This window comes from Streptosporangium sandarakinum (genome assembly GCF_013409935.1).
In the GTDB taxonomy this organism is placed as follows: Bacteria; Actinomycetota; Actinomycetes; order Streptosporangiales; family Streptosporangiaceae; genus Streptosporangium; species Streptosporangium nondiastaticum.
In genome coordinates, this window is the sequence record NZ_JACCCO010000001.1 from 1,213,858 (window position 1) to 1,233,389 (window position 19,532).

The 19,532-nt window shown below is 73.7% G+C and carries 14 protein-coding genes; 11 read left to right on the forward strand and 3 right to left on the reverse strand.

Annotated elements, in window-relative coordinates; translation table 11 throughout:
• Positions 1–154: 154 nt before the first annotated feature.
• The gene (locus tag HDA43_RS05265; protein WP_179818593.1) at positions 155–4,324 is read left to right on the forward strand and encodes a SpoIIE family protein phosphatase; all 4,170 of its coding nucleotides are present in this window, start codon (positions 155–157) and stop codon (positions 4,322–4,324) included.
• Positions 4,324–4,620: an STAS domain-containing protein gene (locus tag HDA43_RS05270; RefSeq protein ID WP_179818594.1), complete on the forward strand. Its 297-nt coding sequence runs from the start codon at positions 4,324–4,326 to the stop codon at positions 4,618–4,620. Before HDA43_RS05265 ends, HDA43_RS05270 begins: the two co-directional genes overlap by 1 nt.
• Positions 4,621–4,707: 87 nt before the next feature.
• Here the strand turns inward: HDA43_RS05270 and glnA2 are convergent, their stop codons facing one another.
• Positions 4,708–6,069 carry a gamma-glutamylpolyamine synthetase GlnA2 gene (gene glnA2 / locus HDA43_RS05275; RefSeq protein ID WP_179818595.1) on the reverse strand — a complete coding sequence of 454 codons (1,362 nt, stop codon included), beginning with the start codon at positions 6,067–6,069 and terminating at the stop codon, positions 4,708–4,710.
• A gap of 292 nt (positions 6,070–6,361) precedes the next feature.
• On the opposite strand from glnA2, the gene HDA43_RS05280 reads away from it, so the two are divergent.
• From HDA43_RS05280 to HDA43_RS05290, 3 genes are read left to right on the forward strand one after another with little or no spacing between them, the layout of a single operon-like run.
• Positions 6,362–7,369, forward strand: coding sequence for a terpene synthase family protein (locus HDA43_RS05280; protein ID WP_179818596.1), 1,008 nt, complete (start codon positions 6,362–6,364; stop codon positions 7,367–7,369).
• Positions 7,370–7,404: 35 nt separating this feature from the next.
• Positions 7,405–7,944, forward strand: coding sequence for an EF-hand domain-containing protein (locus HDA43_RS05285; protein ID WP_179818597.1), 540 nt, complete (start codon positions 7,405–7,407; stop codon positions 7,942–7,944).
• Positions 7,944–9,038 carry a terpene synthase family protein gene (locus HDA43_RS05290; RefSeq protein ID WP_179818598.1) on the forward strand — a complete coding sequence of 365 codons (1,095 nt, stop codon included), beginning with the start codon at positions 7,944–7,946 and terminating at the stop codon, positions 9,036–9,038. The genes HDA43_RS05285 and HDA43_RS05290 overlap by 1 nt, the downstream gene beginning before the upstream one ends.
• A 63-nt stretch (positions 9,039–9,101) precedes the next feature.
• Here the strand turns inward: HDA43_RS05290 and HDA43_RS36300 are convergent, their stop codons facing one another.
• Positions 9,102–10,079 (reverse strand): ArsR/SmtB family transcription factor, encoded by a 978-nt coding sequence (locus HDA43_RS36300; RefSeq protein WP_179818599.1) that lies wholly within the window; start codon positions 10,077–10,079, stop codon positions 9,102–9,104.
• A gap of 47 nt (positions 10,080–10,126) precedes the next feature.
• On the opposite strand from HDA43_RS36300, the gene HDA43_RS05300 reads away from it, so the two are divergent.
• From HDA43_RS05300 to HDA43_RS05325, 6 genes are all read left to right on the forward strand, one after another.
• Entirely contained in the window at positions 10,127–11,500 is a 1,374-nt protein-coding gene (locus tag HDA43_RS05300) for an MFS transporter (RefSeq protein ID WP_179818600.1), read from the forward strand.
• A gap of 447 nt (positions 11,501–11,947) precedes the next feature.
• Positions 11,948–13,462, forward strand: coding sequence for a BTAD domain-containing putative transcriptional regulator (locus HDA43_RS36305; RefSeq protein WP_179818601.1), 1,515 nt, complete (start codon positions 11,948–11,950; stop codon positions 13,460–13,462).
• 2 nt (positions 13,463–13,464) lie between these two features.
• Positions 13,465–15,498, forward strand: coding sequence for a sensor histidine kinase (locus tag HDA43_RS05310; protein WP_179818602.1), 2,034 nt, complete (start codon positions 13,465–13,467; stop codon positions 15,496–15,498).
• Positions 15,499–15,608: 110 nt separating this feature from the next.
• Positions 15,609–16,556 carry a TolB family protein gene (locus HDA43_RS05315; protein ID WP_179818603.1) on the forward strand — a complete coding sequence of 316 codons (948 nt, stop codon included), beginning with the start codon at positions 15,609–15,611 and terminating at the stop codon, positions 16,554–16,556.
• 218 nt (positions 16,557–16,774) lie between these two features.
• Positions 16,775–18,559 (forward strand): NAD+ synthase, encoded by a 1,785-nt coding sequence (locus HDA43_RS05320; protein WP_179818604.1) that lies wholly within the window; start codon positions 16,775–16,777, stop codon positions 18,557–18,559.
• A 232-nt stretch (positions 18,560–18,791) separates the two neighbouring features.
• The gene (locus HDA43_RS05325; protein WP_179818605.1) at positions 18,792–19,262 is read left to right on the forward strand and encodes a hypothetical protein; all 471 of its coding nucleotides are present in this window, start codon (positions 18,792–18,794) and stop codon (positions 19,260–19,262) included.
• Here the strand turns inward: HDA43_RS05325 and HDA43_RS05330 are convergent.
• A complete protein-coding gene (locus HDA43_RS05330; RefSeq protein ID WP_179818606.1) occupies positions 19,242–19,532 on the reverse strand; it encodes a hypothetical protein in 291 nt (96 codons plus the stop codon). The two genes, HDA43_RS05325 and HDA43_RS05330, sit on opposite strands and share 21 nt — an antisense overlap.

Sequence of the window (19,532 nt, forward strand, 5' to 3'; positions counted from 1 at the left end):
TGCCCTGGTTTATGCCGATTCGTCCGGTGGACGGTCAGCCGGCCCCGCGGGCCGCGTCACCGATCTCCGCAGGCGGGGACGGCGCCTGTCGCGCGGCGGCACGGTGACGAACCCGGCGCGCGAGGCTGGGCCCGGCGCGAAGAAAGGGTGTCAGATGACGCACCGCGACGACGCTGAGCACGGACCGGTGAAAGCGGCCGGGGCTCAGGTGTTCGCCGCCGACGACGAGGTCGGCAAGGACCTGGCGATGGTGGACTGGCGGGCGACCCCGCTCGGGCCGCCGGCCGAGTGGCCGCAGAGCCTGCAGACGGCGGTGAGCATCCTGCTGGCGTCCCGGTTCCCCATGTGGATGGCGTGGGGGCCGCAACTGACGTTCTTCTGCAACGCCGCCTACCGCCGCGACACCCTGGGGCGGAAGTACCCGTGGGCACTGGGCCGACCGGCCGACGAGGTGTGGGCGGAGATCTGGGGCGACATCGGCCCGCGGATCGGCACCGTGCTGACCACGGGGAAGGCGACCTGGGACGAGGCCCTGCTGCTGTTCCTGGAGCGGGCCGGCTACCCGGAGGAGACCTATCACACGTTCTCCTACAGCCCCCTCAGGGACGACGCCGGCACGGTGGTCGGCATGCTGTGCGTCGTCAGCGAGGACACCGAGCGGGTCATCGGCGAGCGGCGGATGGCGACGCTGCGGGACCTCGGCTCCGATCCGAGTGTGGTCCGCACCGAGCAGGAGATGCTGGCCTTCGCCTGCCGCCAGCTCGGCCGCAACCTGCAGGACCTTCCGTTCACGCTGACCTACCTGCTCGACGACGACTGCGCGCGGCTGGCGGGGACGACCGGGATCCCCGCCGGGCACCCGGTCGCCCCGGCCACCCTGCCGCTCGACGATCCGGACGGGATGTGGCCCACGGCGGCGCCGACCCGCGGGGAGCCGGTGCTCGTGACGCTCGGCGGCGACGCGTTCACCGGCCTCCCGTCCGGGGACTGGAGGGAGCCGCCCACGCAGGCGCTGGTGGTGCCGCTGCTGCAGCAGGGCGGCGCGCCGTACGGATTCCTGGTGGCCGCGCTCAACCGGTACCGGCCCCTGGACGACGCCTACCGCGGGTTCATCGAGCTGGCCGCGGGACATGTCGCGGCGGGGATCGCCAGCGCCCGCAGCTACCAGGCCCAGCAGCGGCGAGCCGAGGAGCTGGCCGAGCTGGACCGCGCGAAGACCGTCTTCTTCTCCAACATCAGCCATGAGTTCCGCACCCCCCTGACGCTGATCATGGGGCCGGTGGAGGAGCTGCGCACCCGGCTGCAGGGGGCCGACGCGCAGGTGCGCGACGAGCTGGAGGCCATCCACCGCAACGGACTGCGGCTGGGCAAGCTGGTCAACACCCTCCTGGACTTCTCCCGCATCGAGGCCGGCCGGATGCGGGCCCGCTACGAACCCGTCGACCTGGCCGCGGTCACCGCCGAGCTGGCCAGCCTCTTCCGCTCCGCCGTGGACAGGGCCGCCCTGGAGTTCCGGGTCGACTGCGCCCCCACGGACGAGCCGGTGTACATCGACCGCGGCATGTGGGAGAAGGTGATCCTCAACCTCCTCAGCAACGCCCTGAAGTTCACCTTCGAGGGCTCGATCGGCGTCACGGTGCGCGGGGAGGGCGACCACGCGGTGGTGACCGTAACCGACACGGGCATCGGCGTCCCGGCCGAGGAGCTGCCGCGGCTGTTCGAGCGGTTCCACCGCATCGACAACGCCCGCTCGCGGTCCAACGAGGGAAGCGGCATCGGACTGGCCCTCGTCCGGGAACTGGTCGGCCTGCACGGCGGCACCATCGTCGCCGACAGCGTCGAGGATGAGGGCACCCGCTTCACGATCAGCCTGCCGTTCGGCTCCGCGCACCTGCCCCCCGAGGCGGTCGGGACGGCCGCCGACTCCGCCGCCGCGGGCTCCGCCGCCGCCGCGCCCTACGTCCAGGAGGCGCTGCGCTGGCTGCCGGCGGACGACGCCGCGTTCACCGCGGACGCCGCGGAGACGCCGCCCCACGACGCCTCCGCCTCCCCCGGCGCCGGCCCGGCCGTCTCGGCGCGGGTGCTGGTCGCCGACGACAACGCCGACATGCGCGACTACCTCGTCCGCCTTCTCAAGGGCGCCGGATACCTCGTCAGCACCGCGGGCGACGGGTGGGAGGCCCTGGACGCCATCCGCGCCGACGCACCCGACCTCGTGGTCAGCGACGTGATGATGCCCCGCATGGACGGCCTGGCCCTGGTCTCGGCGCTGCGCAGCGACCCGCGCACCGCGGCCGTCCCCGTCCTGCTGCTGTCGGCGCGGGCGGGCCAGGAGGAGTCCATCGAGGGCCTCCAGGCCGGAGCCGACGACTACCTGGTCAAGCCGTTCGCCGCCGCGGAGCTGCTCGCCCGGGTGCGGGCCAACATGGAGATGGCGCGCCTGCGCCAGCACCAGGCCCGCTGGCGCACCGCCCTGGTGGACTCGCTGCAGGAGGCGTTCTTCGTCTGCGACGAGAGCGGCGCCGTCGTCGAGATCAACAGCGCGTTCACCGACGTCCTCGGCTACGGCCCGGAGGACCTGCCCTACGCGCCCATCCACCCGTGGTGGCCGGACGCCGACACCGACCCGGAGGCCCACCGGCAGGTCGCCGACGCCTTCTCCGACCTTCTCGGCCGCGACAAGGGCGGCTACACCATCCCCGTCATCCACCGTGACGGGCACCGGGTGTGGGTCAGCGCCAGCTTCAACCACGCGCAGGACCCCGACACCGGGCGCCGCGTCGTCGTCGGCACGTTCCGCGACGTCACCGCCGAGCACTACGCCATCCAGCGTGAGAGCGCCCTCGCCTCGCTGAGCACGACCCTGTCCCGGGCCGTGAACCTCCCCGACGCGCTGGCCGGCGCCCTGCGGGAGCTGCACGGCCTGTGGCGCGCCCGGTGCGTGCTGGCCGCCGTCTTCGACGGCGACGAGCCCACCCTGACCGCCACCGACGAGTCGACGAGCTGGCACGGGCTCTCCGCCGAACACCGCCGGGCGCTCGCCGGCCTGCGGGAGCGGCCTCTGCTGGCTCCCGTCGCCGACCACACCGGGATGGGCGTCCTGCTGGAGCATCCCGAGGGCCCGCTGGCGCTGTGGGTCGATCTGGGCGGCCACCGGCCCTTCACCGGCGAGGACCAGCTGCTGCTGTCGCTGCTGGCCGGATATCTCGCCCAGGGTCTGGTCCGCGCCCACCAGATCGACCAGCAACGCGAGACGGCGATCGCGTTGCAGCGCGCCATCCTCGGTCCCGCCCGGCTTCCCGACGGGTTCGCCGTCCGCTACGAGCCCGCCACCCGCCCCCTGGAGGTCGGCGGCGACTGGTACGACACCATCACCCTGCCCGACGGGCGCATCGGCATCGTCGTCGGCGACTGCGTCGGGCACGGCGTGGAGGCCGCCGCCGTCATGGGGCAGCTGCGGAGCGCGTGCCGCGCGCTGCTCCTGCAGGACGCCAGTCCGGCCCGCACCCTCATGGCCCTGGACCACTTCGCCGCCGGTGTCCCCGGCGCGAAGTGCACCACCGCCTTCTGCGGCGTCCTCGACCCGGTGACCGGGCTCCTGACCTACTCCAGCGCCGGGCACCCGCCGGGCATCCTCGCCCACCCCGACGGCACCACCAGCCTGCTCGACGGCGGGCGTTCCATTCCCCTGGCCGCCCGGCCGGGCAGGGCCCGCCCCGAGATCGAGACCGTCATCCCCGCCCGCGCCACGCTCATGCTGTACACCGACGGCCTGGTCGAGCGTCGCCGTCACCCGCTGGACGCGGGCATCGACCGGGCCAGCCGGGCCGTCCAGGACGGCCGGGACGCCGCCGTCGACGACCTCGCCACGCAGGTGATGAGCCGCCTGGCGCCCGCCGACGGCTACAACGACGATGTCGCCCTGCTGCTCTACCGCCACCCCACGCCGCTGGAGGTGTCCTTCCCCGCCGAGTCGTCCCAGCTCGCACCCGTCCGCAGCGCGCTGCGGAACTGGCTCGCCCAGTGCGACCTGCCCGCCCAGACCGTCCAGAACGTCCTCGTCGCCGCCGGTGAGGCGTGCGCCAACGCCATCGAGCACGGCCACCGCCACGCCCCCGGCGACATCGTCCGTCTGAGGGCCGAGGCGTTCGTCGACAACCTGCGCCTCACCGTCGCCGACAGCGGCCGATGGAAACTTCCCCAGCCCGAGGCGAACGCCCACCGCGGCCGCGGCGTCGCCCTGATGCGCGCCATGATGCAACAGGTCACCATCACGCCCAGCCCGTCCGGCACCACCGTCGACATGCTCATGAGGATCGCCTGATGACCACGCCCCTTACCCTCACCTCCGGACATCGCCCGGACGGGGTCGCCCTCCTGACCGTCGCCGGTGAGATCGACATGAGCAACACCGACGTTCTCGCCGCCGCCCTCGACCGCGTCCCGGGCCCCCTGGTCCTCGACCTGACCGACGTCGAGTATCTCGACAGCGCGGGGCTGAGCGTCCTGTTCACCCACGCCGACCGCATCACGGTCATCGCCAACGACCTGCTGTCCCCCGTCCTGGCCATCTCGGGGCTCGCCGAGCTCGCCACCGTCCACGACAGAAGACCCGAGTAGGCGCGCGTCAGGGGCCCGCCGGCGTCGCCGGCGGGCCCCGGGGCCGTGGGACCCCGCCGGTGGTACGCGGGACGGGGGTCCCGCCGGTCAGAGCACCGGCAGGTAGCGGCCCAGCTCGAACTCGGTGACCTGGCGGCGGTAGTCGCGCCACTCGGCGCGCTTGTTGCGCAGGAAGTAGTCGAAGACGTGCTCGCCGAGGGTCTCGGCGACCAGCTCGCTGTGCTCCATGACCGAGATGGCCTCGTCCAGCGACTGCGGCAGCGGGCGGATGCCCAGCGCCCGGCGCTCGGCCGAGGTCAGCGCCCAGACGTCGTCCTCGGCGCCGGGGGGCATCTCGTAGCCGTCCTCGATGCCCTTCAGCCCGGCGGCCAGGATCACCGCGAAGGCGAGGTAGGGGTTGCAGGCCGAGTCCAGGGAGCGGAACTCGATGCGGGTCGAGCCGCCCTTGTGCGGCTTGTACATCGGCACCCGCACCAGGGCCGAGCGGTTGTTGTGGCCCCAGGAGATGTAGCTCGGCGCCTCGCCGCCGGCCCCGGCGATCGCCTCGGCGCCGCCCCACAGCCGCTTGTAGGAGTTGACCCACTGGTTGCACACGGCGGTGATCTCCGCGGCGTGCGCGAGCAGGCCGCCGATGAAGGAACGGCCGACCTTGGAGAGCTGGTACTCCGCGCCGGGCTCGTAGAAGGCGTTGCGGTCGCCCTCGAACAGCGACATGTGGGTGTGCATGCCCGAGCCGGGCTGCTCGGTGAAGGGCTTGGGCATGAAGCTCGCCCAGATGCCCTGCTCCAGCGCGACCTCCTTCATGACCAGGCGGAACGTCATGATGTTGTCGGCGGTGGTCAGCGCGTCGGCGTAGCGCAGGTCGATCTCCTGCTGGCCGGGGCCGCCCTCGTGGTGGCTGTACTCGACGGAGATGCCCATCGACTCCAGCATCATGATCGCGTTGCGCCGGAAGTCGTGGCCGGAGCTGTGCGGGGTGTGGTCGAAGTAGCCGCCGTCGTCGATCGGCTCGGGACGGGCGCCCTTCTGCGGCCGCTCCTTCAGCAGGAAGAACTCGATCTCGGGGTGGGTGTAGAAGCTGAACCCCATGTCGGAGGCCTTGGCCAGGGTGCGCTTGAGCACCCAGCGCGGGTCGGCGTGGGAGGGTGACCCGTCCGGCATGAGGATGTCGCAGAACATCCTGGCCGCGCCCGGCATCTCGCTGCGCCAGGGCAGGATCTGGAACGTCGAGGGGTCGGGCTTGGCGAGCATGTCCGACTCGTAGACCCGGGCGAAGCCCTGGATCGAGGAGCCGTCGAAGCCGATGCCCTCGGCGAATGCCCCCTCCAGCTCGGCGGGTGCGATGGCCACCGACTTGAGGAAGCCCAGCACGTCGGTGAACCACAGCCGGATGAACCGGATGTCGCGTTCCTCAAGGGTGCGGAGAACGAACTCCTGCTGGCGGTCCACGGCTCCTCCTCCATTACCGACCGGGTGCGACACTCCTGGCCGCGTATCAGTCTGCCCGCTTGGTGTTTCGCACACGTTACGAGAAGAGCGGCGGGAAGGCGCATCGGCCGCACCGCCCGCGGGCCCGGCGACTGGCGCGTCCCGGCCGTCCGGCGTGACCGGTGGTGCGAGACTCCCAGCAGCCGGAACCGAGTTTGCCCAGGTCAAAGCGGCTAAAACCCCGCCGACCAGATCAAGGTGGTCACTCGTTCCCGGCCGGAACGGACCGATTGTTCTCCCGGGGAGGAAGACGATGCGCACCGGACTGCGGCACGGACCTGCGGGCGGCACCGCGCCCGCCGCGCCGCCTATCTCGCCCATCTCGCCCATCTCGCTCACCGAGCGGCTCGCGGCGCTGGCCGTACCGTGCCCGGTGCACCCGTCGGTGCACCGGATCGAGGCGGCGGCCATCGCCTGGTCGCGGCGGCACGGCCTGCGGGCCGATCCCGGCGGGGGCGCGCACCTGCTGGCCGGGAGGGCGTTCGCCCGGTACGGCGCGGACGCGGCCACGATGTTCGCCCGCTGGCTGGTCTGGATGTCCGCGGCGCGCGAGGACCCCGCGGCGCTGGCCGGGGTGCCGCGGGTGGCGCGCGGGGACGAGCCGGGCCCGGCGGCGGTGGAGCGGGCGTTCGCCGACCTGTGGCGGGCCTGCGCGCCGCGGATGAGCGACGGCTGGCGCGAGGGGTTCCTGACCGGGCTGGCCGCCCAGCGCGCGGCGCTGCTCCGCGCCGCCCCGGCGGCCGGGGACTACCCGCCGTTCGGCAGGGACCGCTTCGGCCGCTACCTGTTCGACCTGGTGGAGCCGTGCGCCGGGGTGGAGGCACCCGCGGCCGTACGGCGGAGCCCGCACTGGGCGGCTGTCGTCGAGGCGAGCTGCGACGTGGTCACGTGGTGTACGGACCTGGTGGCCGGGGACGGCTACCTGACGGCGGCGGCCGGACTCCCCGGCTCCACGGGCGGGCTCACCGGCTCCACGGCGGAACTGCCCGGCTCCACGGGCGGCCGGAACGGCACGGCCGGGCCCGACGGCGGGAACGGCGCGGGCGGCGGGGACCCCGTGGCGTGGGTGACCGACCGGCTGGTCGAGCGGATGGACGACCTGTGGACGGCCGCCCGCGCGATCCCGCAGGTGGTGGAGCGGCGCGGCCTCGACACCGCCGCCGCCCGGGAGGTGATCCAGGTCACGTGCGCTTTCTTGACCATTCCCAGGGCCTACCTGGAATGGCTCTTGGAATCACCTCGCTATCGTCACCTAGCGTAATCGTTCGCGCCATTCACGTAACACGGGGGTCTGCCGTGAGCACCGAACTTCTCAAGCACAAATTAGACCGTGCCTTCGGGCACCTGGACGTCGACGGCGACGGCCGGGCCGTACGGGACGACATGCTCGGGCTGGGCGCCAGGATCCTGGTCGGTTTCGGAGAGTCACCGACCTCTCCGGCGGGCAACCGGCTCGTCGGCGGGCTGGAGGCGGTCTGGGCGACGCTGTCGGCCGCGACCGGCGGCGACGGCGTGATCTCCCCGGAGGGCTTCCGGGCCGGCATGATCTCGGCGTTCGTGGAGGGCGACCGGTTCGACCCGGTGTTCCGGCCCGCCGCCGAGGCGGTCGCGTGGCTCTGCGACGCCGACGGGGACGGGTCGGTCCGGCCGGCCGGCCTGCGGATCGCGCTGACCGCCTTCGGCACCGCCCACGACGACGTGGACGTGGCGTTCGACCGGCTCGACCGCGACCGGGACGGGATCATCTCGGTCGGCGAGCTGGTCGAGGCGGTCCGGCAGTACTACACCAGCGCCGACCCGAACGCGTCCGGCAACTGGCTCTTCGGGCCGCTGTAGTGCTCGCCAGGACATGCGGGGCGGCGCCCCGCGAGGTGGAGCGGTGGCCGTCCCGGGCCCACGCCCCCGTCACGGCCGCGTCCCTGCTCCTGCCCCTCGTCGAGCGCGTCCCGTCGATGGGCGCGCCCTGCCGCATGCACCCCGCGATCGACCGGATCGGGGCGTCGCTCGCCGGGTGGGCCCGCGAGACGGGGCTGGAGCCGCCCCCGGGGGCGCGGTTCGAGCGGATGGCGGGCCGGGCGCTCGCCGACGCCGGCGAGGACGCGACGCTGCTGTTCGCCAAGTGGCTGACCTGGCTGTTCTGCTTCGACGACGAGTGGGACGAGAAGCCGGCCGGGCGGGTGACCGAGACCGTGGACGCCGCCTTCGCCCGCCTCGGCCTCATGACCCGGGCGTCGCCGCTCGTGCCGGGCCCGGCCTGTGGGTCCGACGGGGAGCGCCCGCCCGTGGAGGCGTCGTTCGCCGGCCTGTGGCGGGCCACGGCCGGGCGGATGAGCGCCCGGTGGCGGCAGCGATTCGCCCGGGGGCTGGTGGCCCAGGGGGCGGCCTGCCGCGCGGAGGCGGAGAACCGGTGCGCCGGGCGGGTGCCTTCGCCCGCGGAGTACCCGGCGCTGCGCCGGGGCACCGCCGGGCCGTACCTGTTCGACCTGGTGGAGCCCTGCCTGGGGGTGGAGGTGCCGCCGGGGCTGCGGGAGAGCGTGACCTGGCGGACGCTGTTGGACGCCTGCAACGACGTGACGGCCTGGTGCAACGACGTGGCGTCGTATCCGAAGGAGCGGGCGAACGGCGACGTGCACAACTACGTGACGGTCGCCGCGCGGGCGTTCGGGCTCTCGGAGACGGAGGCCGTCGCCTGGGTGAGCGACCGGATCGCCGAGCGCGCCGAGGACCAGCGCGCCGCGGCCCGGCGGCTGCCCCGCCTGTTCGACCGGTTCGCGCTGTCGGCGGCCCAGGCCAGGGACGTCAGCAAGGTCGCGTGCGCCTTCCTGGCCGCGCCGCGGGCGCAACTGGAGTGGCTCCTGGAGTCCAGCCGGTACGGCACGGCCGGCCCGGCGGCCCGGGACGGGTACGGGCCGGTGGCCCGGAGCGGGTAGGCCCGGCGGCCCGGGACCGGCGCGTCCCGTCCGTCCCGGATCGGCACGGCCCGGCCCGGCGGCTCAGGGGGCGCAGGCGAGGGAGTCGCCCACCGGACTGCGGCGGTAGACGACCTCGCGGCCGAGACGGCGGCGGGTCACCAGCCCCCCGCCGGCCAGGACGGTGAGGTGCTGGCTGACCGCCCCGGGGGTGAGGTCCATCCGCCGGGCGAGCGCCGAGGTGGTCGCGGGCTCGCCCAGGGCGGTGAGGATCCGGGCCCGGGTACGGCCGAGCAGCGCGGCGAGGGCGTCGGGGGCGGGCGGCGGGCCGTCGGTCCACAGCGTGCCGACGCCCGTCGCCGGGTAGACGAGCATCGGCTGGTACGGCTCGACCATCGTGGCGGTGTCCGGCCAGTAGAAGGCGGTCGGCACGAGCACCAGGCCGTCGCCGCCGATCGGCGCCGAGTACTCCCAGTTCCGGACGACGGCGAGCCGGTCGCCGCGCCAGCTCACGTTCGGGTGCAGGTCGGCGAAGAGCTCCCGGGCCCCGCCCGCGGCGAGCCTGCGGGAGCGGCGCAGCACGTCGGCCTCCAGCAGGCCGTGGACGCGCGGCCAGAACTCGGCGAACGCCGCCTCCCAGTACCGCTCCAGGGCGTCGGCGACGCGCGCCACCCCGGCCTCCGGGTCGGCGGTGAACCGCGCGACGATCCGGGGGTCGGCCTCCGGCACCCAGCCCACCTCCTCGGCCGCCCGCTCCGGGGGTGTGCGCCGTACCCGGTCCAGCTCGGCGGCGAAGTCGGGCAGCGGGGTCTCGGGGGTGGGGGTGAGGAAGTCGGCGAAGTAGCCGCGGACCGGGACCAGCGCGAACAGCTCCGCCATGTCGAGCGCGGCCACCCGGTCGCGCACCGCGCGCGCCCACGGCAGGTGCAGGGAGTGCCGGGCCGGGTGGCGGATCACCCGCAGGCTGGCCACCAGCTCCCAGAGCGGGGAGAACGCGAAGCGGATCCGCGCGACGTCCTCGGGGGCGAAGATCCACTCTACGTGGCAGGACTTTTTAGGCACGGCTAAAAGATTCGCGCCCGGCCGCCCGCCTGTCCAATCCTGCCGTCATGACGAGCACGACCCTCGCCGGGCCCGGTTCACCGTCCGGCTCCCCCGGCTCCCCCGATCCCTCCGGCTCCCCCGGTTTCCTGCGGTCGAAGCTGGGCGGCCTGCCCCGGCCGTTCTGGGCGCTGTGGGCCGGCACGCTGGTGAACCGGGTGGGCATGATGGTCCAGCCGTTCATCGGCGTCTACCTGATCGAGTCCCGCGGCATGTCCCTGGCCGCGGCCGGCACGGTGATGACGGTGTTCGGGGCGGGCTCGCTGATCTCCCAGGTCCCGGCGGGCTGGCTGGCCGACCGGTACGGCAGGCGGATCACGCTGGCCGGCGGCATGACGGCGACCGCCGCCGGCATGGCGGCGCTGGGCGCGAGCAGCTCGTTCCCGGCGATCGTGGCGTCGATGTTCGTGCTCGGCCTGGCGATCGACGCCTACCGGCCCGCCTCCAACGCGCTGGTGGCCGACCTCGTCTCCCCCGCGGACCGGCCGCGCGCCTACGGCCTGCTCTTCTGGGCGCTGAACCTGGGCTTCTCGGTGGCGATGGTCGCCGGGGGCTGGCTCGCCCGCGCCGGGTACGGCTGGATGTTCGCCGTCAACGCCCTCACCTCGCTGGCCTTCGGCCTGCTGGTGTGGCGGGCGGTGCCCGAGACGCTGCCCCGGCGCGCGGGCCGCACCGGGCCCCGGGACGGGGACGGGGACGGCCGGTCCCGGGACGGTGGCGGACTCCGAGGCGAGGGCGACCGGCTCCGGGACGGCGGGGCATCGCCCGGGGATCGTGCCGGAGCGCCGCGCGGCGGGCTCGCCGCGCTGCTCGGCGACCGGCTGATGGTCGTCTACTGCCTGATCTCCCTGCTGTACAGCATGGCCTACTCCCAGGCGTTCACCACCCTGCCGGTGGCGATGAGCGGCTCGGGCTTCTCCACGGTCGACTACGGCCTGGTGATCGCGGTGAACGGCGTGCTGATCGTGGTCCTGCAGCCGCTGACCGGCGACTGGGTCGGCAGGCGCGACCCCGGCACCGTGTTCGCCGCCGGCCTGATCGTCATCAGCGCGGGCTTCGCGCTGACCGCCTTCGTCTCCAGCATCGCCGGGTACGCGGCCGGCGTGGTCGTCTGGACGCTGGGCGAGATCCTCACCGCGGGGCTGCCGGGCGCGATCGTGGCGATCCTCGCCCCACCCCACCTGCGCGGACGCTACGCCGGCATGTACGGCCTGGCCATGTCGGGCGGGGCGATGCTCGCCCCGCTGGTCGGGACCCACCTGCTCACGGCCGGCCCCGTCACGCTGTGGCTGACCGTCGGCGGCGTCAACCTGGCCGCGGCGGCGGGCCTGCTCGCGATCCGCCCGGCCCTGCGCCGCCGCGCGGCCTCTCAGGAGGCGTGACCGCGGCGGCCGGTCCGGCGCCGGGCGCGTTGAGCCGTTGTTGATCCGATTGCTGTTCCCGCGCGGTACGGTCCCCCGGTCATGGAATGGAGGGCTGGGGCGATGCGCGAACCGAGCCGGGTTCCCCCGGAAGCGACGCCGGCCTGGGGGCGGAACGCCGCGACACCGGCTGTGGCTTCGACTGCGGCACCGGCTGCGGTACCGGCTGCGGTAGCGGCCGCCGCGCCGTCCGGCGCACCCGCCAACTCCCGGCATAGCGCTACATATTCGGTTATTTCACCCTTAAAGGGATTTTCCCCTTTCAGGGTGGAGATCTGTGACCGAAGTGGTGCCGCCGCCCACCTTGAATGTGGGGTTTCGACTCCCGATGATTCTCTTCAGTCGGCGAACGATGGCAGGTGGAGCTGGTATGACATTGGACGCGGTGGCTCTACGCTTACGCCTGCGATGCTGACATTTCGGGCCCTGGGACCGTTCCAGGCATGCCATGGCGGGGACCTCGTCGATCTCGGCGGGCAGCGCCAGATGGCCGTGCTGGCCCGGCTGCTCGTCGCGGGCGGCCGTGCCGTACCGGTGAGCATGCTCATCGACGAGCTCTGGCCCGGTGAGCCCCCCGCCCAGGCCCTGTCCACCGTCCAGGGATACGTCTCGCGCCTGCGGCGCGCCCTGGAGCCCGGCCGCGCCCCCCGGGAGGAGGCGGAGGTCCTGGTCTCCGCCCCGCCCGGTTACGCGCTGCGCGCCGCCCCCGACCAGGTGGACACCTGGACGTTCGAGCGCGCGGTGAAGGCGACGGGCGAACCGGCCGAGGTGTGGGAGCGCCTGGGCCGGGCCCTCGCGCTGTGGCGGGGACCGGCCCTGGCCGAGTTCTCCGACCTGCAGTGGGCGGCGACCGAGGCGGGCAGGCTGGAGGAGCTGCGGCTGGTCGCGGTGGAGCGCCGCGCCGACGCGGGCCTGCGGCTCGGGCAGTCCGGCGCGCTGGTGGCCGACCTGGAGGCCCACGCCTCCGCCCACCCGCTGCGGGAGGAGGCCTGGCGGCTGCTCGCGCTGGCGCTCTACCGCAGCGGCCGGCAGGGTGACGCGCTGGGCGCCCTGCGGCGCGCCCGTGCGCTGCTGCGCGAGGAGCTGGGCCTGGACCTCGGCCCGGCCCTGCAGCGCCTGGAGTCCGACATGCTGGCGCAGGCCGCCCATCTGGACCTGCCGCCCGCGCCACCCGCCGCCGGGGAGGCCCGGGAGGTCCGGGACACCGTGGCCTCCGCGACCTCCGCGGCCTCCGCGGCCTCTACGGAGGCGAGCGGGCCGCGGACGCTGCGCGTGGTGGTGGCCGACGACCAGGCGCTGGTCCGCACCGGCCTGCGGGTCGTACTGGACAGCGAGCCCGGCTTCCAGCTGGTCGCCGAGGCCGAGGACGGCGAGCGGGCGATCGCGGCCGTCCGCGAGACCTCCCCCGACGTGGTGCTGATGGACATCCAGATGCCCCGGCTGGACGGTCTGACCGCCGCGCGGCGCATCCTGGCCGACGACGCGCCGCCGAAGGTGATCATGATGACCACGTTCGGCACGGACGACAACCTGTACGCGGCGCTGCGCGCCGGGGTGAGCGGCTTCGTGCTCAAGACCTCCGCCCCCGAGCAGCTCATCAGCGCGATGCGGGCCGCGCAGGCGGGGGACGCGCTGATCGACCCCGCCGTCACCACCCGGCTGATCGCGGCCTTCGCCGGACGGGCCGACCCCTCGGTCCCGCCCGCCCTCGCCGGCCTCGGCGACACCGATCTGGACCTGATGAAGCTGGTCGCCCGGGGGCTCACCAACCGCCAGATCGCCGTGACCCTGTCGGTGCCCGAGCACTCGGTGGCACAGTCGGTGACCAGGCTCCTGGATCACCTCGGGCTGCACGACCGCGCCCAGCTCGTCGTCGTGGCCTACGAGTCGGGGCTGGTCAACCCCGGCGGACCGGGCAGGTAGCGGTGGCGGGGTGGTCCGCCCGGCGCGCGCTGCTCACCTCGCCCCGGCGGATCGTCGCCGTCGTGTCGGCCGTCGTGTCCGTCACGCTCACCGTCGCCGGCTACGTCACCTACCGGCAGCTCCCGCCGGGCTGGGCCGGGGACGTGCCCGCCACTCCGGAGATGTCGGTCGGCGTGACCTTCCCGCTGGTGGGGGCGTTCCTGCTGGCCCACCGCTCGCGCCCGCCCACCGCGTGGCTGATGTGCCTGGGCGGGTTCGGCTGCGCGGTCAGCACCTTCGCCGGCGCCATGATGCTGCGCTCGGGCGCCGACGGCGCGATGACGGCCGCCGGGTACTACCGCCACATCTCCGGCCTGGGCTGGATCTTCGGCGGAATCCTGCTGGCCACCGTACTGCCGCTGTACTCCCCTGACGGGCGGCTGCCCTCGCGGCGCTGGCGCCCGGTGGCGGCGCTGGCGTTCGCGGTCATGGCGGCGGAGGGGTTCCGCGCGATCACCCGACCGACCCCGTCGCTCCGGAACTACCCGCTGCCGAGGATCGTCCCGAACCCGTTCGCCGTCGAGGCGCTGGCCCCCCACATGGAGTGGATGCTCCTGGCCTCGACGTGGGCGATCAACGCCATGGCCGTCCTGGCCCTGATCTCCCTGGCCGTCCGCTTCCGGGGCGCCGATCCGGTGCTGCGCCGCCAGATCGCCTGGCCGCTGAGCACGTTCGGCCTGTACGTGGTCGTCCTGCTCGGCGGTCCCGCCTGGTGGCTGCCGGCGACCGTCCTCACCGGGCTGATCCCGGTCTCCATCGCCTTCGCCGTGCTGCGCTACCGGCTCTACGGCATCGACACCGTGGCCGGCCGCGCCTTCGTGGCCGCCGGGCTGATCGCCGCGGTCAGCGTGGTCTACTTCGGCGCGGGCGCCGTGGCCGGGCTGTTCCTGTCCGACTACGCCCCGGTCGGCGGGGCGATCGCGGCGCTGTTCGCCGGCGCGGTCTTCCACCCGCTCCGCCGCGTGCTGCGGCTGTGGGCCGACCGGCTCCTGTACGGCACGCGCGGCGACCCGCGGGCGCTGACCGCGCGACTGGCCGCGGAGTCCGCCCAGACCGAGCCGGCGAACGCGCTCGCCGCCATGGCCGCGGTGATCCGCGACGTGCTGAGCGTCACCGGGGTCGCCGTCGAGGCGGACGGCGTGGAGGGCAGGCCGGCGGAGATCGGGCTGCTCGGCCCCACCCCGCGGGCGGTGCCGCTGGTCTGGCACGGGGAGCCGGTCGGGCGGTTGCTGCTGGGCTCCCCCGGCCCCCGCCGGTTCGCCGCCGCGCACAACGACCGGCTCATCGCGGCGGCCACGCCGTACGTGGCGGACGTCGTGCACGCCGTACGGATGACCGCCGACCTGCGGCGCTCCCGCGAGCGCATCCTGAGCGCCCGCGAAGAGGAGCGCCGCCGCCTGCGCCGCGACCTGCACGACGGGCTCGGGCACGCGCTGACCGACATGGCCATGTCGATCAACATGGCCAGGATCACCCTGCGCACCTCCCCCGACTCGGCCGACCTGCTGCTGTCCGAGCTGCGCGGCGCCATGGACACGGTCAGCCGGGAGGTCAGGGAGCTGGTGTACGGCCTGCGCCCGCCGACCCTGGACGAGCTGGGCCTGGCCGGGGCCGTACGGGCGCTGGCCGCCGAGGGGGACCCCGTGGTGGCCGTGGAGACGACGGGCGACCTGTCCGACCTGCCCGCCGCCGCGGAGGTGGCCGCCTACCGGATCGCCCAGGAGGCGCTGACCAACATCCGCAAGCACGCCGGGGCCCGGACCGCGACGGTCTCGCTGGCCCGCGGGGAGTCGCTGACGGTACGGGTGCAGGACGACGGCAAGGGGCTGCCGGGGACGGCCCGCTCCGGCGTGGGCCTGCTGTCGATGCGCGAGCGCGCCGCCGAGCTGGGCGGGACGTGCGTGGTCGGCGCGGCCCCGGGCGGCGGCACCGTCGTGGAGGCCGTCCTGCCGCTCCCGGCGGGCCGCGAACCTCCGGTCCCGGCCGGGCGGCTGTGAGCCCTCCACCGCGCCGGCGGAGACGACGTTCCGGTTCCGGGCGGATGTGAACCTTCTGCGCCACTCGGCGCTCTAACAACGAGCAGACGAACCGTTCCGAGGAGATCGTTGTGAAATACCGGGCCCTGGTCGCCGGCGCCGCACTCGCCGTGACCGCCCCCGCTCTCTCCGCCCCCGCCCAGGCGTCCGCCGGGACGGCCGCTTCCGCCGCGAACCCCGCGGCGGCCTCGGCACCGGCCCGCGCGGCGGCCACCGTACGCGGCGTCTACTTCGACTACAAGGACGGCGGCGTCCGGGTGACGACCGGACCCGGCGGGCGGCAGGTGACCATCCCGTCGGACAAGGGTTCCTTCGTCGGGCAGTTCTCCGCTTCGCCGGACGGCGGGCGCGTCGCCTGGATCGACGACAAGGGCCGCCTGCACGTCAGGTCGGCCGCCGGGGACAAGGTCGTCGCCGTCGGCGCGGCCTACGGCGGGCCGTGCGTGACCCCCGCCTGGAGCGCCGACGGCAGGCGGATCGCCTTCCCCAGGAGGGGCGATTCGGAAGCCGCGACGGTGGCCGCGGTCGGCGCCTCCGGCGGGCGGGTGACCGTCCTCGGCCGCACCCCCGGCCCCTGCCACCTGGCGTGGTCGGCCGACGGCCGGACGCTCGCCGGCTACGCCGGGGACACCGACGGCGTCCACCTGCTCGACACCCGCACCCACCGTTCCCGCAAGGCGCCCGGCATCGGGCTCGCCAACCACGTGGGGAGCGTCTCGCCCGACGGGCGCCGGGTCGTGGTGCAGACGATCTCCGCGAGCGCCCCGGGCGGCGACGGCTCCTGGCCCGCCTGGTACAGCCCGTCGGTCTACGACACGATGACCGGCAAGAAGATCGCCCTCCCGGTGAAGGGCAGGGCACTGAGCGCCCACTACCTGCGTGACGGCCGCCTGGCCGTCCGGGTGAAGGGCGCCTCGGCCAACACGCTCGTCGTCCTCGACCGCTCGGGGAAGGAGGTCCGGCGCGTCACCGAGCCCGCCTCGGCGCGGAGGCTCGGCCTGCTCGGCGTCACCGGCTGACTGATACGGGCCGCCCCCTTCCCCGGGCGGCCCGCACCGGCCGCTCCGGCGGGAGCCGCTCCCTCCCCGCACCGGCCGCTCCGGCGGGAGCCGCTCCCTCCCCGCACCGGCCGCTCCGGCGGGAGCCGCTCCCTCCCCGGACCGGCCGCCCGCCGGCTCCGGGACGTCCCGATCGCCCCGCAGCCGCCTCCCACGAGGCCGGGAATAGGGTGGGGGACGTGGCTCAACTCCGTATCGCCCTGGCCCAGACCAACCCCGTCGTCGGCGACCTCGCCGGCAACGCGGACAAGCTTGTCGAGTGGACCGGGCGCGCCGCGGACCGGGGCGCGCACCTGGTGGTCTTCACCGAGATGTTCCTGACCGGTTACCCGGCCGAGGACCTCGTGCTGCGCAGCTCGTTCGTGGAGGCGTCGATCGCCGCGATCGAGGACGTCGCCCGGCGGCTGGCCGACGAGGGCCTCGGCGAGATCCCGGTGGTGGTGGGCTACGTCGACCGGGCCGGCCTGGCGCCCCGGGTCGGGCAGCCCAAGGGCGCCCCGCTGGACGCCGCCGCGCTGCTGCACCGCGGCCGGGTCGTCACCAGGACCGCCAAGCACCACCTGCCGAACTACGGCGTCTTCGACGAGTACCGCTACTTCGTGCGCGGCGACCGCCTGCCGATCTTCCGCCTGCACGGGGTGGACGTGGCGATCGCGATCTGCGAGGACCTGTGGCAGGACGGCGGGCCGGTCTCGGTCGTGGCCGAGGCGGGGGCCGGGCTGCTGGTGGTGCCGAACGCCTCGCCGTACGAGAGGGAGAAGGACGACGTCCGGCTGGAGCTGGTCTCCCGGCGGGCGCGGGAGGCGGGCTGCGCCCTCGCCTACGCCAACCAGGTCGGCGGGCAGGACGAGCTGGTCTTCGACGGCGACTCGATCATCGTCTCGGCCTCCGGCGAGCTCGTCGCGCGGGCCGCGCAGTTCTCCGAGGAACTCTTGGTCACCGACCTGGAACTGCCCGAGGCCCGGTATGGAGGTCTCGGGTCGTTCGAGGTGGACGCCCACGACGGCACCGTGATCACGGTGGAGCGGGTGGAGCTGGCCGCCTTCCCCGTCGAGCCGTACACCCCGCAGCCCCCCTCCGTGGCGCCGCGCCTGGACGACCTCGCCGAGGTCTACTCGGCCCTGGTGCTGGGGCTTCGCGACTACGTCTTCAAGAACGGGTTCCGGTCGGTCATCCTGGGCCTGTCCGGCGGGATCGACTCGGCGCTGGTCGCCACGATCGCCTCGGACGCCGTCGGCCCCGGCCGGGTGCACACGGTCATGCTGCCCTCGCGCTACTCCTCCGAGCACTCCCTGAGCGACGCCCAGGAACTGGTGGACCGGCAGGGGATCAACACCCGGGTGGTGCCGATCGCCGACATCGTCGAGGCGTTCGAGAAGGAGATCGAGCTGTCCGGCCTGGCCGCGGAGAACCTCCAGGCCCGGGTGCGCGGCATGATCCTGATGGGCCTGTCCAACGAGCACGGCCACCTGGTGCTCACCACCGGCAACAAGAGCGAGCTGGCGGTCGGCTACTCCACCCTCTACGGCGACTCCGCCGGCGGCTTCGCGCCCATCAAGGACGTGCTCAAGACCCAGGTCTGGGAACTGTCCCGCTGGCGCAACGCCCAGGCGGGCACCTCCGGCGACTTCCTGTACGGCTTCGGCCGGCCGCCGATCCCGGAGAACTCCATCTCCAAGGAGCCGAGCGCGGAGCTGCGGCCCGGCCAGCGCGACATCGACTCCCTGCCGCCGTACGACGTGCTCGACCGGCTGCTCGGCGACTACGTCGAGAAGGACATGGGGTCGGCCCGGCTCGTCGCGGCCGGCCACGACCCGGAGCTGGTGGCCAGGGTCATCCGTCTGGTGGACCTCGCCGAGTACAAGCGCCGCCAGTACCCGCCGGGCCCGAAGATCACCCCGAAGAACTTCGGCCGCGACCGCCGCCTCCCCATCACCAACGCCTGGCGCGAACAGGCCCGCTGACCGGGGAGCCCGGCGTCGGCCGGGCCGATGGGCCGACGGCTGACCGGGCAGGCGGGTGACCGGGCGAGTGGGCGGCCCGCCGGGTAGGTGATCGGCCCTGTAGGTGGTCGGCGGCCTTTCGCCATCGAGCCTTTCCAGACTTCCAGACCGTTTCCGGACGTTGATCTCCCCAGGCGGGGACGCGATCAGTAGAGTCGGGAGGGTGCGCCGTGCCGTGGGATGTGCCGCTCTGTTGCTGCTGCTGGCCACCGCCTGCACCGGCGGCGGCCCCAGCCTGGACGAGGCCGCCGAAGTGCTGGCAGCGGACGCCAGGAAGCTTGAGTCTCTTCATCCGGCAGTGGACAAGAAAGTCGTCGACGAAACCGGCGATGGAAACGATGACTTCGCAAGCTGTTCAAATGATGACACGGCGCTTCGCGTTTACCAGGTCACCGGGAATCTGAAAGAAGGCACTCAGCCGATACCGGCGGAGCAAGCGGACCTGTACGGCCGTCCCCTACGTGACAAGCTCAAGGAGATCGGCTACACGATCGACCGGAACTCCAGTTGGGCGCAACCCGGTCGAAGCGTCTCGATACTGCGGAAGCAGGACCCGGGGATCACCTTCATCGTCCTCGTCCAGACCTCCCAGCCCAACGTTGAGATCATCGGGAAGACCGACTGCCTGCCTGCACCACGACGCTCAGAGCGGGGATCGGGGTAGGCTTGCCTGCTCACGAAGCCTTGACGCGGCCCGGCGCAGGTTGCGCACCGCCGCATGGCACTGTTCGGCAAGCCGAGTGACCTCCGATCCTCTCGTCAGGAAATCATTGTCAAAACACTGAGCAGCAGGCCCCGTCCAGACCGGCCCGCCGGCGGAACCTGTCTTGATACGCTCCAGGAGCAGTTCAAGGTTCTTCGCGTAGCCGTCGAATCTGTCAGCCAGCATGTCCTTCGCCTCGGCCTGGCGCATCAAATCGGCGGATTCGGTCAT

Excerpts from the sequence above, each read along its gene's own strand:
- HDA43_RS05280 (WP_179818596.1), top strand. The coding sequence starts at position 6,362 with ATGCGCACCGGACTGCGGCACGGACCTGCGGGCGGCACCGCGCCCGCC.
- HDA43_RS36305 (WP_179818601.1), top strand. The coding sequence starts at position 11,948 with ATGCTGACATTTCGGGCCCTGGGACCGTTCCAGGCATGCCATGGCGGG.
- HDA43_RS05330 (WP_179818606.1), bottom strand. The coding sequence starts at position 19,532 with ATGACCGAATCCGCCGATTTGATGCGCCAGGCCGAGGCGAAGGACATG.
- HDA43_RS05265 (WP_179818593.1), top strand. The coding sequence starts at position 155 with ATGACGCACCGCGACGACGCTGAGCACGGACCGGTGAAAGCGGCCGGG.
- HDA43_RS05300 (WP_179818600.1), top strand. The coding sequence starts at position 10,127 with ATGACGAGCACGACCCTCGCCGGGCCCGGTTCACCGTCCGGCTCCCCC.
- HDA43_RS05270 (WP_179818594.1), top strand. The coding sequence starts at position 4,324 with ATGACCACGCCCCTTACCCTCACCTCCGGACATCGCCCGGACGGGGTC.